This window comes from Ruegeria sp. C2, assembly GCF_056537765.1.
Genome location: NZ_JBQFRZ010000012.1, coordinates 61,719 through 77,116 on the forward strand (window position 1 = coordinate 61,719; position 15,398 = coordinate 77,116).

Sequence of the window (15,398 nt, forward strand, 5' to 3'; positions counted from 1 at the left end):
GCTTCTGAAACCCTCGCTTCGGCGGGGGTTTTTGTTGCAGAACGTGCAATTCTTTGTGCAGAACGTTCCAGCCTGTGGACTTGTCTGAACCGCTCGATATCTTTGCACGATGTTGGACCTTCTCAGCGATATCCTCACCCGCCTGTCTTTGCGCGGTACTTTCTATTTCCGCACGTCCTTTACCCCGCCCTTTGGCGTTCAGGTGCCCGGATTCGAAAACGTCGCCCGGTTTCACTTCGTCCAGCGCGGCGAGTTGAAGGTGCATATTCCGACGACGGGTGACACTCTGCGCCTGAAACAAGGCGATCTGATTCTGATCCCACATGGCGCGCCGCATGCGTTGCTGTGCGCTGAAGTTCAGCCGCTTGATGCGCTGCCACTGGAACAGGTGCTTGAGATCGCGGGATATCGGGGCGATGGCGTATTGGTCTATGGCGGTGCGGATGAGGAGCGGGATACGCAACTGATCTGCGGTCATTTCTCATTCACCGGCCCCGCCGGCCGGGGTGGCACGGGGCATATGCTGATCGATCGGCTGCCGCCATACATCCTGATTCAGAACTATGGGGAAGAGGCGGGATCGTGGATCGAGGCCACGTTGCGCATGATTGGCTCGGAAGTGTCGGGTGCTCGGATCGGCGGTGATCTGATTGCCCTGAAATTGTCCGAAGTTCTGTTTGCGCAGGCGATCCGTGCCTATCTGGAACACCAAAGCCCTGATGAAGCCGCCCTTGCCGGGTTTGCAGACTCACGCATTTCACGCGCGCTGACAGCGTTCCATCAATCTCCGGCACAAGAATGGAGCGTCGCGACCCTTGCGCGCGAGGCTGCCATGTCGCGCACAGCCTTTGCCCAGCTCTTTGCCGAGAAGATGGGCACCACTCCGATGCAATACCTGACAGATTGGCGCATGCAGATTGCCTGCCACGGTCTAACTGAAAGCCGTTGGAATGTGGCCGATGCCGCGGCTGAGGTTGGATACGCCTCAGAAGCCGCGTTCTCGCGTGTATTCAAGAAGCAGGTTGGCGTGTCGCCCGCTGCTTACAGGGCCATGCACTGATCCACCCTTACTTCTGAACGATCTGCAATATCTCGTAAACGATCTGGGCTGCTACGTTCGCAGTCGGACACCTATCCTTAGTCCATCACTGATTGAGGAAAGGAAGTTCAGATGTCCCTGCGTTTCGTCACCCGCACTGTTCATGCGTATCTCGACTATCCGGTCGCCATTGCGTTGATGGTGCTGCCCTTTGTTCTGGGGTTGGGTCAATCCAATCCGCTGGCGCTCTGGTTGTCGGTTGTCACCGGCGTCGCAGCTTTTGTTCTGACGGTTCTGACCGACCATCACTTGGGCATTTGGCGGGTTCTGCCTTACAAGTTTCATCTGGCCGTGGACCTGATCGTCGGCCTCACCTTCCTGCTGGCCCCCAGCCTGCTTGGATTCTCGGGGATTGATGCGTGGTTCTACTGGCTGAATGGTGCTGCGGTGGTAGCTGTGATCTCACTCAGCGCACCCGAGCAGACCGCGACCGTCTGATTATTTCTGTCGCCTGAAAGAACCAAACCGCGCGATTTCGCGCGGTTTTCCCTTTGTTAGGTACTGTTTTATGTGTCAGCAGTTCGAGCTAGATGTGGTGATTGTTTTCAGGCTTGAAAAGACCAATGAAAAAACTCAGATAATAGTAACGCCGGATGATAATATTAGACACTAGGTTCCGGGGTGATCTGTGGCTCAGCAAGCAACACAGTGAAGACCCGCCACCGTCCCGGAAACGATCAGCGGAGGTCCCATGCGCACTCGATTCGAAGAGCTGATGTCAGATCCTTGCTGCGCTTCTTGTGATTGCGACGCGCTGAGCTCGGAGGTTGAGGTCTATCTTGATCGCAAAACCTGTGATGCGGAGAGGTGCCGGAGGCTCGACTTGCAAGCCCCGGCGGCACTGGCAGGCCGCGTATCGACACGCAGCCTGAATGAAAACAGTTTTCAGCGTTAGAAATCCACGCCGCGCTGGGCCTTGATCCCAGCCTGGAACGGGTGTTTTTCTTCGGTCATTTCCGTTACCAGATCGGCATAATCGCGCAGCGCTTGCGGCGCATCGCGGCCCGTCAAGAATACGCTGGTCTTGTCCGATCGGGCCTTCAGACCTTCAATAACAGTCTCTACAGAAAGATATTCATAACGCAGGGCGATATTGATTTCGTCGAGAACGACCAGATCATACTCACCACTAGCCATCAGATCACAGGCCTTGCCAAAGGCCGAGGTGGCCGCTGCAATGTCGCGCTCGCGGTCTTGGGTGTCCCAGGTGAAGCCCTCACCCATCGTGTGCCAGGTGACCAGATCCCGCTCTTCAAAGAAACGCCGCTCGCCGGTTTTCCACTTGCCCTTGATGAACTGGACCACAGCAACCTTCTGACCCCAACCCAATGCGCGGATCACCACACCAAAGGCGGCAGATGATTTGCCCTTGCCCTTGCCGGTGTTGATCAGCACCAGACCGCGACCCGGGTCAACGGCCTCGGACACTTTCTTGCGGTGCTGGGCCTGCACCTTCTGCATCTTTTCCTTGTGATCCTGCGCGTCGCTCATCCGGAAACCTCTTTCATTGCCCGGCCCAACCTAGGCGAAGTTTGCGAAAGGTAAAGGTCAGGCTTTGGGATCGGTGACGGCGCGCGCCTTGCCGCGTTCCAGCCCCAACTGATGCTCGCGCCAGATCACGACAACATTGCCCGCAATCACCAGCACCGCACCGATCAGGATCGCCACCGTTGGCAGTTCGTCGAACCAGACATAGCCAATGACAATCGCAAACAGCATGGTCGAATAGTCATAAGGCGCCAACATCGAGGCCTGCCCGAAGCGATAGGACGAGGTGACCAGTATCTGCGCGATTCCACCAATCAACCCCATAGTGACCAGTATTAGAGCCTGATTCATCGTGGGTATTGTCCACCCCCAGAATGCCGTCAGGCTTGAAAGCAGGGTGGCAGTCATAGAGAAATAGAAAACGATTGCGGCGGGGTGGTCGACCTTGACCAATTGCCGGATATGGATCTGAACAAAGGCACGGGCGAAGGTCGCAGCCAGCACGCACAATGCACCCATGGTCGCCGCCACTTCCATCTGCGTGCTGCCGAGTCGTGGCCAGATCATGATCAGCACCCCAAGCAATCCCAGCGCCACCGCTCCGATTCGGATCATGCGAATGCGTTCGCCCAAGATCACCGCGGCCAGGATCAGGGTGAAGATCGGCGTGGCATAGCCAATGGCAGTAACCTCAGGCAGTGGGAGCAGGCTGAGGCCTGTAAAGGTCAGCCCCATGGCGCTGGTGCCCAATACGCCCCGCCAAAAATGACCCATCGGTTTCTTGACCACAAAGCCTTGTGCCAGTTCACCACGCCAGACGAGCCACGCGATGATCACCGGAATGGCGAAGAGCGACCGGAAAAACACCAGCTCGCCCGGAGGAAAATCGGCAGACAACGCTTTGACCAGCGCGGACATTGATGTGAACAACATCAGCGCGCTGAGTTTCAGACCCACGGCCAGTACGGGTCGATGCGATGTTAACGATTTTGCCATTGGCCGCGACCCTGCGCCTTTGGCGGCAAAAGATCAACGACAGGATTGTACCAATCAGGTCGATTTCCAGTGGTCGGGCAGCTCGTGACCAATCTCGTCGCCAAACTCTTCCAGAAACCGGATCATGCGGTCAGCGCGTTGTCTGGCGATCTGGCGGCCCGTTTCGGTCAGCATCTCATCTGGCAGGTTCAGCAGCTTAACCTTCCAGTGGTCCAGCGAGAACCGCAGATCGTCCAGGGGCCGCGCATCCGCGAAGGGATCGGCCGGATCGTAAAGAACCCGGCCCAATGCGCCCGACACCGAGAATGTGCGTGCGATGCCGATCGCACCAAGCGCATCCAGCCGATCGGCATCGCGCAGTATCCGTGCCTCGGACGTTTCGGGCAGGATGTTGGCCGAATAGCTATGCGCTGCGATGGCGTGTTGTGTGGCACTGATCTTGGTCGGGTTGAAGCCCAAATCCTGAAGAATAGACTCTGATTCAGCAGCGGATTGGCGCGACGCCAGATGCCGATCAGGCGAATCCTTGGGCAGGTTGACCAGATCGTGCAGATAGCAGGCGGCCAGCAGCACCGATCTGTCGGTCTGTTGGTCCGCCATGGCTTGCGCGTTCACCCAGACGCGATCCAGATGGGCCAGATCATGCGCTGGATCGGTCTGCATATGCTGTGCGACTATGCTGCGCAGCCGCGTCCGCAGATCAGCCGATATGTCCACGGTTCTCGCCAATCTGACCACGGTGCAGCAGTAGGTGATCGAGGATCACGCAGGCCATCATTGCCTCACCCACCGGGACGGCACGGATACCAACGCAGGGGTCGTGACGGCCCTTGGTGATGATCTCGGTCTCTTCACCGGATTTGGTGATGGTTTTGCGCGTCGTCAGGATCGACGAGGTTGGCTTGACCGCAAACCGAACCACGACGTCTTGCCCGGTCGAAATGCCGCCCAGAATGCCGCCCGCGTGGTTGGAGCTGTATTGGGGGCCGTCCTGCCCCATGAAGATCTCGTCCGCGTTGGCTTCGCCGGTCAGTTCAGCGGCGGCCATCCCTTCGCCGATCTCAACGCCTTTGACAGCGTTAATCGACATCATTGCGGCAGCCAGATCAGTGTCTAACTTGGCATATACAGGAGCACCAAGCCCTGCAGGAACGCCGCGTGCGACAACCTCAACCACGGCGCCGACCGAGTTCCCGGACTTGCGCAGGTCATCCAGGTAAGTGGCCCAGCCCTCGGCAGCTTGTGCATCCGGAGTCCAGAACGGGTTCTGTTCGATCTGCGACCAATCGAAATTATCGCGGTCGATTTTGTGCGGACCGATCTGGGTCATATAGCCGGTGATCTGCACATTCGGTGCGATCTGTTTGATGGCCTCGCGCGCCAGCCCGCCTGCCGCGACACGCGATGCGGTTTCCCGGGCCGAGCTGCGCCCGCCGCCGCGATAATCACGGATGCCGTATTTCTGCCAATAGGTGATATCAGCATGACCCGGACGGAACTTGTCCATGATATCGCCGTAGTCTTTCGAGCGTTGATCGGTGTTCTCGATCATCAGTTGCACGGGGGTGCCGGTGGTCTGGCCCTCGAACACGCCCGAAAGGATTTTCACCTGATCGGGTTCGCGCCGCTGGGTCGTGAACTTGTTCTGCCCCGGTTTGCGCTTGTCCAGCCAGTGCTGGATCATACCCTCGTCAATCGTCACGCCCGGAGGGCAGCCGTCGACGGTGGCACCCAATGCAGGCCCGTGGCTTTCGCCCCAGGTGGTGACGCGGAAGAGGTGTCCAAAGCTGTTCATCGACATGGGGCGTGCTCCTTTGCGCGATGTGATTAGCGGGCAAGGGCCGCAGTCTCAAGCGGATTTGCGGTTGGGGCAGCGGTGCCCCAACCTGTTGTGCTTACGCTGCACGGCGCAATCTCGTGCGGGTTTCGATGATTTTCAGCGCGGCGCGTGCAGCCTCGCGCCCCTTTTCCACGAAATGGGTGCGGTAGATCGCGTTGTGATGTTCGGTCTCCTGGTACTGATGCGGCGTTAGTGAGACTGACAGGACCGGAACGCCAGTATCGAGACTGGCGCGCATCAGGCCATCGACCACGGCTTGGGCCACGAAATCATGTCGATAGATGCCCCCATCCACAACGAAGGCAGCGCAGGCCACGGCGGCATAGCGTCCGGTCTGGGCCAGGTCGCGCGCCAGCAGGGGCATCTCAAATGCACCGGGCACGTCGAACACATCAACCTGCTCGGCGGGGATAAGCTCCAGAAACCCGTCCAGCGCGCGATCAACGATATCGGAATGCCAGTTGGCTTTGATAAAAGCATAGCGGGTGTGTGTCATCATGATCTCCTTTCAGTTTGGTGGCCTGCTGGCAATTGCGAAAACCGGTTCCCACTTTTCGCTGCCAGCCCGGCATGACACGTCACCCAAGGCGATCACGAGCAGGCGCACCGGCTTGCGGCACGCTGCACGTTCTCTTCCATCCGGACTGTAACCGTCGGCTCTGGCCTCTCACCAGATCTGCTGTCACTCGTGCGTGGTTCCACAATTTGTCCGAAAACCGCTTCCCGCTCTTAGGATCGTGGACACGGCCGAGCCGCTCGCGGGCTTACGGGCCGTGGCCCGCATACCGCCGGTGGGGAATTTCGCCCCGCCCTGAGAACAACGCGGACCTTGCCAAGGGCGCGTCGCTTCTGCAAGAGAAATTGGCAGGAGGATCACCATGCACCCCAATCTCGCCTTTCGGGCCGAAGCCGCTAAGCGTCACATTGCCTTTGCCCGCGACCGTGCCTTCGGAGTGCTGGCAGTGTCGACCGATTCCGCCCCGCTCATGAGCCATGTGCCGTTTCTGCTGAACGAGGATGCGTCCTGGGTTGAGCTGCATCTGGTCCGTTCGAACCCAATCGTGCGGGCGCTGAAACAGCCGCAAGCGGCGCGGATCGCGGTTTCCGGGCCGGATGGGTATGTCTCGCCTGACTGGTACGGGATCGAAGATCAGGTACCGACATGGAATTATGTGGCGGTTCATTTGACGGGCGAGCTTGAGCTGCGTCCGCAGGAGGAGTTGCGGGATCTATTGGATCGACAGAGCGCGTTCTTTGAGAACCGGTTGCTGCCGAAATCACCTTGGTTAGTCTCGAAACTGTCCGACGATGTGATGGAGCGGTTCCTGAGGATGATCGTGCCTTGTCGGTTGCGGATCAGCGAGATCGACGGGACGTGGAAGCTGAACCAGAACAAGCCCAATGCGGCCCGCCTGAGCGCAGCAGACCGGATTGCCGAGGATGGGCTTGGGGCTGAACTGCATGCGCTGAGGGATTTGATGAAGGGCGCAGCCGAATTCTGACGGGTTTTGTTTTGATCTGGCTTCTGTAGTCTGCACCGCAAACAAGGAGACAGGACATGAAGCTTTACCACAGCCCGACCTCACCTTACGTGCGCAAAGTCACGGTGCTGTTGCATGAGACTGGCCAGCTTGAAGATGTCGTGTTGGAAACTGTTGCGAGCACGCCTGTCTCTCCGGCTGAGCCGCTGATCGGAAAAGCCCCGTTGACCAAGGTCCCCGCGCTCGAGCGTCCCGATGGGCCAACGCTGTTCGACAGCCGGGTGATCTGCGCATTTCTGGATGCGCGGGCGCAAGCGGGGCTCTATCCCGAGGGATCGCGGCATTGGGATGTGCTGACGCTTGAGGCGCTGGCGGATGGGATTCTGGATGCGGCGCTGCTGATGACTTATGAAAACCGTTTGCGGCCCGAGGACAAGCGGTGGGATGAATGGGTTGACGCGCAGTGGAGTAAGATCGAACGCGCCTGCGCTACGCTGAACCAGCGCTGGATGGCGCATCTTTCAGGCCCGTTGGATATGGGTCAGATCGCGGTTGGGTGTGCGCTGGGCTATCTCGACTTGCGCCACGACGCGCGAGGGTGGCGCAGAGGCAATGATGCGCTGGCGACTTGGTATGCCGCCTTCAGCGAACGGCCCAGCATGATGGCGACGCGGCCACCAGGCTGAGCCTGCGTGGTGCTTATGGCGTGCTGAAAGTGGCCAGGTAGGCCGCAATATCCGCAGCCCCTTTTTTCAGTTTGACGCTCATGTTCGGGCGCGCAGTTTCATCGCCCAGATAATCCTGAATGAACCCGACAGGATCTTCGGAATAGCTGGCGACATTTTCTTCGGTCCAGACAAGTCCTTCTTGCCCGGCGCGGATCATGTCATCCGTGAACATCCCGATAGGCAGGCGTTCACTGCCGTTCAGGTAGTCGTACTCGGTTCCGGCAATGCGACCGACCACGCCATAGAGATTCGGCCCGGTGATGCCGCCTTTTATCAGAACCTCGCCATCTTTGATGATCGCGTGGCAAGATGAGCAGCGGTTATAAAGCTGTTTGCCTTTGGCAGGGTCACCGGCGGCAGCGACCTGCGTGGACAGTGCAATTGTTAACAGAACGGCGGCCAAGGGGGTCTTTGACATCGGGATCTCCTGTTCAACGTTCGCGCGCGCCGCGATTTCCGGCATTCGCGTAAAAAGTGCAACAGGAAATGACTTAATACCTTCCGGAAATAATGATCTATTTCAGACCTGTTATTTACGGGTGAACAAAGTCGATTCTGTGTCGGGGATTTTGCACGGTTCCGCGTCAATCAAGTGCAATGGATGCCATCTGAAGGCCCTCAGCCCTGATTCTGCTTGGGCACTATGCCGACGCCCGAATCAAACCTTTCGATTCGAAGGCGTGGGAAAAGATGCGGCGCTGAAACATCAAAAATGTCAGGTGCGCTGTGATAAAAAACCCAGATGCGGCGTATTGCGCGTTTATGACCGCTAGACGAACACTAATCTCCCCGATAGACAGCGCGGTTAAGACACCGCATTCGTGCGGTGCGCGAGCTATTTGCCCGTCCGCGGGCGCCAGACAATCGGAGAAAACCTCGTGTCCCACGCAGAAGACCACGAAGGCACCCGCAGAGATTTCCTGTATTACGTCGCTGGCGGCGCAGGTGTTGTTGCGACCGGTGCAGCCGTATGGCCCCTGATCAACCAGATGAACCCGTCGGCAGACGTTCAGGCGCTGTCCTCGATCCGCACCGACGTGAGCGGGGTAGAGCCAGGAACGCAGCTGACCGTTAAGTGGCTGGGTAAACCGGTCTTTATCCGTCACCGCACCGGCGCCGAGATTGCCGAAGCGCAGCAGCAGGACGAAGAAGCGGTGGGCAACCTGCCTGACCCGCTCGCTCGCAACTTCAACATCAACGCAGACGCGCCGGCAACGGATGCAAACCGCGTGATGCCTTCACCCGAAGGCGAAGCGGCGGGTGCATGGATCGTTCAGATGGGCGTTTGTACACACCTCGGCTGCGTGCCGCTGGGCGATGCTGGCGACTTTGGTGGCTGGTTCTGCCCTTGCCACGGGTCGCACTACGATCTGGCTGGTCGGATCCGCAAAGGACCCGCGCCTGAAAACCTGCCTGTTCCGCCCGCCGAATGGGTCGACGCAACAACCATTAAACTCGGCTAAGGGAGACCCCACGTATGTCCGGAATTCCCCACGATCATTACGAGCCGAAGACAAACGGCGAGAAGTGGCTGAACAGCCGTCTGCCCATCGTCGGCCTGATTTACGACACCATCATGATCCCCACCCCCAAGAACCTGAACTGGTGGTGGATCTGGGGCATCGTCCTGGCGTTCTGCCTGGCGCTGCAAATCGTCACCGGTATTGTTCTGGTGATGCACTATACCCCGCATGTTGATCTGGCTTTCGCCAGCATCGAACACATCATGCGCAACGTGAATGGCGGCTATATGCTGCGCTACCTACACATGAATGGCGCATCGCTGTTCTTTGTTGCGGTATACATCCACATCTTCCGTGGCCTGTTCTACGGCTCGTACAAAGCCCCGCGTGAGATCACGTGGATCATCGGGATGCTGATTTACCTGATGATGATGGGCACCGCCTTCATGGGCTACGTTCTGCCCTGGGGTCAGATGTCCTTCTGGGGTGCGACCGTGATCACCGGTCTGTTTGGCGCGATCCCGTTTGTGGGTGAGGCGATCCAGACCTGGCTGCTGGGCGGACCTGCAGTGGACAACGCGACGCTGAACCGCTTCTTCTCGCTGCACTATCTGCTGCCGTTTGTGATTGCGGCGTTGGTGATCGTGCACATCTGGGCCTTCCACACCACAGGCAACAACAACCCGACAGGTGTTGAAGTGCGCCGTGGTTCGAAAGCCGAGGCCGAGAAAGACACGCTGCCCTTCTGGCCCTACTTCGTGATCAAGGACCTGTTCGCACTGGCCGTTATCCTGGTGGTGTTCTGGGCGGTTGTCGGCTTCATGCCGAACTATCTGGGCCACCCGGACAACTATATTGAAGCCAATCCGCTGGTTACGCCCGCACATATCGTGCCCGAATGGTACTTCCTGCCGTTCTACGCGATCCTGCGCGCCTTCACCGGTGAGGTCTGGGTCGTGCAGTTTGCCAGCTTCATCACCGGCGGCATCGTCGACGCCAAGTTCTTTGGTGTGATTGCGATGTTCGGTGCGATCCTGGCCATGGCTCTGGCGCCCTGGCTGGACACCTCGAGCGTGCGCTCGGGCAAATACCGTCCGATGTTCAAGTGGTGGTTCTACCTGCTGATCATCGACTTCTTTGCCTTGATGTGGCTGGGTGCGATGCCCGCGGAAGAGCCTTATGCGACTTTCTCGCTGATCGCGTCCGCCTACTGGTTCGCCTATTTCTTCGTGATCCTGCCGATCCTGGGTGTCATAGAAAAACCCGAGGCGCAGCCGGAAACCATCGAAGAAGACTTCAACGCGCATTATGGCAAGGCTGACGCCGACGCCACGCCGGCCGAGTAAGAAGAGGGACCGGAAACATGTTCAAGAAACTTGCAATCGGTGCCGCCCTTGCTTTGGCTATCGCTCCTGTCGCATCACAGGCGGCAGGCGCATATGAGCAGCACATCGAAGACTTTCAGTTTTCGTTCGAAGGGCCTTTTGGCACCTGGGATCAGAACCAGCTTCAGCGCGGCCTTCAGGTTTACACCGAAGTCTGTGCAGCTTGCCACGGCTTGAAATATGTGCCGCTGCGCGATCTGGAAGCGCTGGGGTATTCGGAAGAAGAAGTGATCGCTTATGCGGCCGGCAACTTCGAAGTGTTCGACTCCGAGCAGGACGATTTCCGCCCGGCGATTCCAACTGACCACTTCCCGGCCAATGACGGTGTTGGCGCACCGGACCTGAGCCTGATGGCCAAGGCTCGTGCGGGCTTCCACGGTCCCTATGGTCTGGGCATCAACCAGTTGGTCAAAGGCATGGGCGGGGCGGAATACATCGCCTCGTTGATGGATGGCTATACCGGTAAGGAAAAGGAAGAAGCAGGTACCATCCTGTACGAAAACACGGCCTTCCCGGGAGGCTGGATTTCGATGGCTCCGCCGCTGTCTGAGGATCAGGTTGAGTTCGCCGATGGTCACCCGGCCACGGTTGAAGCCATGTCCGAGGACATCGCGGCCTTCCTGATGTGGACTGCCGAACCGAAGATGATGGAGCGTAAGAATGCCGGTTTCGTAGGTGTTCTGTTCCTGACCGTTCTGTCGGTGCTGCTGTACCTTGTGAACAAGCGTCTGTGGGCACCTGTAAAGGGTAAGCGTCTGGACTGAGTTCAGGAAATTTAAGCTGATTACCCCCGCGCCCTTTGGGTGGCGGGGGTTTTTTTGTTGCGGCGATGCTGAAGGGGCCAGCCCCTTCTTGGCCTGCGGCCAATTCAACCCCGAGATATTTTTAGCCAAATGAAGGGCGGATCAGGCTCGTAATTGCGTGGTCGTGTGCCCCTGGATCGTGGCGGTTATGATCTGGCCTTCGGGTTGGGCCGTGTCGAAGGTCACTTCGGTGAATTGTTCAGTGCGGCCCATCATCGGGTTCTCCATCAGGATGTTGTGGGTTTTGCCGATCTGGGCGGACAGATGCTTGGTAACCTGAGATTCTCCGGCGGCGCGCAGGCGCGCGGCGCGCTCTTTGATGATGTTTCCGTTGACCTGCTGCGGTATGCGGGCCGCTGGGGTGCCTTCGCGTTTCGAATACGGGAAGACATGCAACCAGGTCAGGTCGCACTCTTTGACGAGTTTCAGCGAGTTCTCAAAATGTGCGTCCGTTTCAGTGGGGAAGCCTGCAATGATATCGGCACCGAAGGTCATATCGGGGCGCAGCTTGCGGACCTCTTCGGCAAAGTGGATCGCATCGTCGCGCAGATGGCGGCGTTTCATCCGTTTCAGGATCAAATCATCGCCATGTTGCAGGGACAAGTGCAGATGGGGCATCAGTCGGGACTCGGTCGCGATGGCCTGCATCAGGTTCTCATCCACTTCGATCGAGTCGATCGAGCTGATACGCAGGCGCGGCAGGTCGGGCACCAGCTTAAGGATCCGCATCACCAGATCGCCCAGTCTGGGTTGCGCGGGCAGATCGGCACCCCAGGAGGTCAGGTCCACGCCGGTCAGGACCACTTCGTTGTAACCCTTGTCCACCAGCCGTTTGATCTGATCCACCACGACGCCCGCAGGGACGCTGCGCGAGTTTCCTCGGCCATATGGAATGATGCAGAACGTGCAGCGGTGGTCACATCCGTTCTGGACCTGTACATAAGCGCGGGAGCGTGTGCCAAAGCCATCGATCAGGTGGCCCGCCGTTTCCGTGACGGACATGATGTCGTCGACCTGTACCGTCTCGGTCTCGCCGATGAAGTCCGCGGCCATGCCCTTCCAGGTCTCAGGCTGCATCTTTTCGGTGTTGCCAATAACTGCGTCAACCTCATCCATTTCGGCAAAGGTCTGAGGTTCGGTCTGTGCGGCGCACCCCGTGACGATCAGTCGTGCATTGGGATTCTCGCGCCTCAGCTTGCGGATCTCCTGACGGGCCTTGCGGACCGCCTCGGCGGTCACGGCACAGGTGTTGACGACAACTGCATCCGTCAAGCCGGCTTGCTGCGACAGCTCTTTCATCGCCTCGGTCTCGTAGGCGTTCAGGCGGCAGCCCAGAGTGGCAAACTTTGGCGGGTTCATCCCAGCGACCCCAGAAACTCCGGCGTCAGCGTGCCCGAGAAGACATGAGCCGTTGGTCCGGTCATCCAAACACCATCCTCGCGCCAGTCAATCCAGATGGTGCCGCCATCCAGATCGATCTGCACCTTCCGCCCGGTTAGACCCCGCCGTGCAGCCGCCACCGCAGTGGCACAAGAGGACGAGCCGGAGGCGAGCGTAATTCCAACGCCGCGTTCCCAGACACGCATGCGGATATGGTCCGGGCCGATTACCTGCGCGACCTGCACATTGGTCCGCTCGGGATAAAGCGGATGATATTCATACCGCGCGCCAAATTCGGCCAGCGGGATCGCTTCGGCATTTTCAACGAAGAAGGTACAATGCGGGTTACCCATACCTGTGGCGGTCGGGCCGCCTTCGATGGGCAATTCCAGCGTATCCACATCCTCGGCCAAGGGAATGTCCTGCCAGTCCGTTTGCGGATGTCCCATATTGACCGAGGTCAGGCCGTCGCCTGCATCCCGCGCATAGAGCGTTCCACGCTCGGTCGTCAGGGTCAACTCGGATTTGCCTGTCTCATCCATCAGGAACCGTGCAATGCACCGGGTCGCGTTTCCGCAGGCGGCCGAGGTCGAGCCATCGGAATTGTAGAACACCAGATGCGCATCGGCCTGGCCGTTTTCAATCACGGCCAGCTGATCAAAGCCGACACCGAATTGACGATGCCCGATTCCCTCAACCTGTGCAGGAGTGATCGAAACCGCCTGCGCGCGCGCATCCACAATGACAAAGTCATTGCCCAGCCCGTGCATCTTCATGAAGGGCAAACCGGTGTCGTTAATACGTTGCATGGCGGGCATATAACCCCGGTCAGAAGATGAATCCACCCTATCGCGCAGATTCCTGAAAAAAGGGGTTGACCCCCCTGCGCCACCTGCCTAATTAGGCCGCCTATCGGGATGCCGATCCTGTCTAGGAAACCGGTGGAACGCGGTGCAAATAAGGTCTTGAACCCGGTTGGGAAAATGCCTTACAGAGCGCCACGGATCATTAAGATCCGAACAAAAGAGTGGGCCGTTAGCTCAGTTGGTAGAGCAACTGACTTTTAATCAGTGGGTCGCAGGTTCGAATCCTGCACGGCTCACCACTTTTTTCAATGAAATCAAATATTTGAGGTTGGTGAGAATTTCACATTCTCTGAGCGACAGGTTTCCGGAAGCAGTACGGAAGCAACCAGAACGAAATGCCGGATGGCTTTCGGTAGTGCATCTAAGCAACATACCTACAACCGAGTTGGCGCGATCCGGAATTGTTGAGGTGCGCGATACCTGATTTTTGAGCGTGACCCATTTGATAGTTGCGTCTAACGTAGCACTCCGCGACTATTATTTGATTACTTGATGGTTTCGATAGGTATTGGAAAAGTATGAGCTTTCTTGCAAGCGGTCTGGACAAGGCGGTAGTCGCATGCGTTGGCCTCGGAGCCGTTGCGTTTGGAGCGCCACCTCCGGGCGCGCTGGAGGCATCCGTCGGACTGGCTGGAGTAACGGGGTATCTTGCGGGCAGGCAACGGAAGTTCGGTCCCGAGTGTGCACGGATTCGGAAGAAAACCAGAGAGGGTATTCGTGCCGGGTTTGAAGAAATGCTCAAAATTGAGGGGGATCGTTGGTCCGCCCACAACGATCTGGCAAACGCTGACGAAGCCTTGGAACGACACTTGGAATCATGTGTCATAGATCGCAACGCTCTGGCACAGTCGATTGTGTCTCCAAAGGGTTTTCCGGGTGAAGCCGCTGATATGGTGATGGCAGAGTTGGCTGAACACGAGCCGAAGTTGTTCGGGCATGAAGCACGCTTTTCTGTATCGTATCGCTACGCACGGAGCGTCGTGGAAATTAGCCTGCACGCCGCCTTCGAAAACCGTCAGTATTATGAGGCACTGGAACCTCACATTATTGGCGAACTGGGTCAGGCGGTTGGCAAACTCGTGGTTCATGCTGAGCGGTCTTCCGAGCGCGATAAGGTCGCGGATGCTCGGCAAGAGCGAATGGCCGAAATTCTTGAGCGAATGGAACGCCGGCTCGGTGAACCCGATCTGACGCACGCGGAGTACCTCGGTTTCGCTCGTACAGTGTTGGAACGCGCCGTACCCGAAGATCAGCTAAAAGCAGCGCTTTCCGAGATTACAAAAAACTACTTTTCGATGCGGACTGAAATAGAAGCGCTAAAGGGCCTTACCAACGAAGCGCCGGAGATACGACCCTATCTGGAAGCCGCGCAAGCGGCGCTTGACCGTGACGACATGGTCGAGTTGGACACTGCCGAAACAGCGCTCAAAGAGGTCAAAAGGCTCTACGATGCAAGCATTGAAAACCGTCGAACACTAGAAGATGCACGACGCCAACAAGAAGACAAACAACGTGTGCTGGAAGATCAGCGGCGTGCGCAAATCGCAGAAACTCTTGCAACTGCATCAGCTGCTCGCCTGGACCGACGCAGTGCCGCCGCCCACTACGGTGAAGCTGCTGGACTATGGCGGCAGAATACCCGCAACGCGATGATCGCATTCAGTTACCAGGGCGATCTTCTGAGTGTGGCGGGGGACACTGCTGGCGCGGCTGTGGCATTTGAAGCCTCGCTCGAAGTCGCCGCTCGGCTGGCTCAGGCAGACCCGTCCAACGCAGAACGGGCCCGCGATCTCTCCGTCAGTCTGAACAAGATCGGCGATGTGCGGCGCGCTCAGAGCGATCTCCCCGGTGCGCTCGACGCCTACCAGC

General features: G+C 58.2%; 16 protein-coding genes, 1 tRNA gene and 1 riboswitch. Of the genes, 9 read left to right on the top strand and 8 right to left on the bottom strand.

Annotation, left to right across the window (positions count from 1 at the left end):
- Positions 1 to 109 precede the first annotated feature (109 nt).
- On the top strand, positions 110 to 1,060 hold the full coding sequence (locus ACR0IV_RS20305; protein WP_480660716.1) for an AraC family transcriptional regulator: 951 nt from the start codon (positions 110 to 112) through the stop codon (positions 1,058 to 1,060).
- A 111-nt stretch (positions 1,061 to 1,171) separates the two neighbouring features.
- Positions 1,172 to 1,537 carry an SPW repeat domain-containing protein gene (locus tag ACR0IV_RS20310; protein ID WP_480660714.1) on the top strand — a complete coding sequence of 122 codons (366 nt, stop codon included), beginning with the start codon at positions 1,172 to 1,174 and terminating at the stop codon, positions 1,535 to 1,537.
- Positions 1,538 to 1,990: 453 nt separating this feature from the next.
- Here the strand turns inward: ACR0IV_RS20310 and cobO are convergent, their stop codons facing one another.
- The 5 genes from cobO to ACR0IV_RS20335 form a co-directional block, all read right to left on the bottom strand.
- Positions 1,991 to 2,590, bottom strand: a complete 600-nt coding sequence (cobO, locus tag ACR0IV_RS20315) for a cob(I)yrinic acid a,c-diamide adenosyltransferase (RefSeq protein ID WP_480660712.1) — start codon at positions 2,588 to 2,590, stop codon at positions 1,991 to 1,993.
- A 57-nt stretch (positions 2,591 to 2,647) separates the two neighbouring features.
- A complete protein-coding gene (locus ACR0IV_RS20320) occupies positions 2,648 to 3,583 on the bottom strand; it encodes a DMT family transporter (RefSeq protein ID WP_480660710.1) in 936 nt (311 codons plus the stop codon).
- Between the two features lie 54 nt (positions 3,584 to 3,637).
- On the bottom strand, positions 3,638 to 4,300 hold the full coding sequence (locus ACR0IV_RS20325; protein WP_480734433.1) for an HD domain-containing protein: 663 nt from the start codon (positions 4,298 to 4,300) through the stop codon (positions 3,638 to 3,640).
- Entirely contained in the window at positions 4,284 to 5,384 is a 1,101-nt protein-coding gene (aroC, locus tag ACR0IV_RS20330; protein WP_480660706.1) for a chorismate synthase, read from the bottom strand. Before aroC ends, ACR0IV_RS20325 begins: the two co-directional genes overlap by 17 nt.
- Before the next feature lie 94 nt (positions 5,385 to 5,478).
- On the bottom strand, positions 5,479 to 5,919 hold the full coding sequence (locus tag ACR0IV_RS20335) for a 6,7-dimethyl-8-ribityllumazine synthase (RefSeq protein WP_480660704.1): 441 nt from the start codon (positions 5,917 to 5,919) through the stop codon (positions 5,479 to 5,481).
- Positions 5,920 to 6,046: 127 nt separating this feature from the next.
- Positions 6,047 to 6,246: riboswitch (FMN riboswitch) on the bottom strand.
- Between the two features lie 55 nt (positions 6,247 to 6,301).
- On the opposite strand from ACR0IV_RS20335, the gene ACR0IV_RS20340 reads away from it, so the two are divergent.
- On the top strand, positions 6,302 to 6,925 hold the full coding sequence (locus ACR0IV_RS20340; RefSeq protein WP_480660702.1) for an FMN-binding negative transcriptional regulator: 624 nt from the start codon (positions 6,302 to 6,304) through the stop codon (positions 6,923 to 6,925).
- A 56-nt stretch (positions 6,926 to 6,981) separates the two neighbouring features.
- Positions 6,982 to 7,590, top strand: a complete 609-nt coding sequence (locus tag ACR0IV_RS20345; protein ID WP_480660700.1) for a glutathione S-transferase — start codon at positions 6,982 to 6,984, stop codon at positions 7,588 to 7,590.
- 13 nt (positions 7,591 to 7,603) lie between these two features.
- Here ACR0IV_RS20345 and ACR0IV_RS20350 read toward each other — a convergent pair whose 3' ends face one another.
- Complete coding sequence (locus ACR0IV_RS20350; protein WP_480660698.1) at positions 7,604 to 8,050, bottom strand: c-type cytochrome; 447 nt, start codon at positions 8,048 to 8,050, stop codon at positions 7,604 to 7,606.
- A gap of 460 nt (positions 8,051 to 8,510) precedes the next feature.
- On the opposite strand from ACR0IV_RS20350, the gene petA reads away from it, so the two are divergent.
- The 3 genes from petA to ACR0IV_RS20365 are packed head-to-tail and all read left to right on the top strand — an operon-like array spanning position 8,511 to position 11,244.
- Positions 8,511 to 9,095, top strand: a complete 585-nt coding sequence (gene petA, locus ACR0IV_RS20355; RefSeq protein ID WP_480471484.1) for a ubiquinol-cytochrome c reductase iron-sulfur subunit — start codon at positions 8,511 to 8,513, stop codon at positions 9,093 to 9,095.
- Positions 9,096 to 9,109: 14 nt separating this feature from the next.
- Positions 9,110 to 10,441 (top strand): cytochrome b, encoded by a 1,332-nt coding sequence (petB, locus tag ACR0IV_RS20360; RefSeq protein WP_480471485.1) that lies wholly within the window; start codon positions 9,110 to 9,112, stop codon positions 10,439 to 10,441.
- Positions 10,442 to 10,458: 17 nt separating this feature from the next.
- A complete protein-coding gene (locus tag ACR0IV_RS20365; RefSeq protein WP_480660695.1) occupies positions 10,459 to 11,244 on the top strand; it encodes a cytochrome c1 in 786 nt (261 codons plus the stop codon).
- 141 nt (positions 11,245 to 11,385) lie between these two features.
- Here the strand turns inward: ACR0IV_RS20365 and mtaB are convergent, their stop codons facing one another.
- Together mtaB and dapF are read right to left on the bottom strand one after the other, a co-directional pair.
- Entirely contained in the window at positions 11,386 to 12,642 is a 1,257-nt protein-coding gene (gene mtaB / locus ACR0IV_RS20370; protein ID WP_480660693.1) for a tRNA (N(6)-L-threonylcarbamoyladenosine(37)-C(2))-methylthiotransferase MtaB, read from the bottom strand.
- A complete protein-coding gene (gene dapF / locus ACR0IV_RS20375) occupies positions 12,639 to 13,481 on the bottom strand; it encodes a diaminopimelate epimerase (RefSeq protein WP_480471941.1) in 843 nt (280 codons plus the stop codon). Before dapF ends, mtaB begins: the two co-directional genes overlap by 4 nt.
- 211 nt (positions 13,482 to 13,692) lie before the next feature.
- Between dapF and ACR0IV_RS20380 the strand changes: the two genes are divergently transcribed.
- Positions 13,693 to 13,768, top strand: a tRNA-Lys gene (locus tag ACR0IV_RS20380).
- Between the two features lie 651 nt (positions 13,769 to 14,419).
- Positions 14,420 to 15,398 (top strand): hypothetical protein (locus ACR0IV_RS20385; RefSeq protein WP_480734434.1); only part of this gene is annotated, 979 nt, incomplete at its 3' end.

Excerpts from the sequence above, each read along its gene's own strand:
- ACR0IV_RS20305 (WP_480660716.1), top strand. The coding sequence starts at position 110 with ATGTTGGACCTTCTCAGCGATATCCTCACCCGCCTGTCTTTGCGCGGT.
- ACR0IV_RS20335 (WP_480660704.1), bottom strand. The coding sequence starts at position 5,919 with ATGACACACACCCGCTATGCTTTTATCAAAGCCAACTGGCATTCCGAT.
- ACR0IV_RS20340 (WP_480660702.1), top strand. The coding sequence starts at position 6,302 with ATGCACCCCAATCTCGCCTTTCGGGCCGAAGCCGCTAAGCGTCACATT.
- dapF (WP_480471941.1), bottom strand. The coding sequence starts at position 13,481 with ATGCCCGCCATGCAACGTATTAACGACACCGGTTTGCCCTTCATGAAG.
- ACR0IV_RS20345 (WP_480660700.1), top strand. The coding sequence starts at position 6,982 with ATGAAGCTTTACCACAGCCCGACCTCACCTTACGTGCGCAAAGTCACG.
- cobO (WP_480660712.1), bottom strand. The coding sequence starts at position 2,590 with ATGAGCGACGCGCAGGATCACAAGGAAAAGATGCAGAAGGTGCAGGCC.
- mtaB (WP_480660693.1), bottom strand. The coding sequence starts at position 12,642 with ATGAACCCGCCAAAGTTTGCCACTCTGGGCTGCCGCCTGAACGCCTAC.
- ACR0IV_RS20310 (WP_480660714.1), top strand. The coding sequence starts at position 1,172 with ATGTCCCTGCGTTTCGTCACCCGCACTGTTCATGCGTATCTCGACTAT.
- petB (WP_480471485.1), top strand. The coding sequence starts at position 9,110 with ATGTCCGGAATTCCCCACGATCATTACGAGCCGAAGACAAACGGCGAG.
- ACR0IV_RS20365 (WP_480660695.1), top strand. The coding sequence starts at position 10,459 with ATGTTCAAGAAACTTGCAATCGGTGCCGCCCTTGCTTTGGCTATCGCT.
- aroC (WP_480660706.1), bottom strand. The coding sequence starts at position 5,384 with ATGTCGATGAACAGCTTTGGACACCTCTTCCGCGTCACCACCTGGGGC.
- ACR0IV_RS20350 (WP_480660698.1), bottom strand. The coding sequence starts at position 8,050 with ATGTCAAAGACCCCCTTGGCCGCCGTTCTGTTAACAATTGCACTGTCC.
- ACR0IV_RS20320 (WP_480660710.1), bottom strand. The coding sequence starts at position 3,583 with ATGGCAAAATCGTTAACATCGCATCGACCCGTACTGGCCGTGGGTCTG.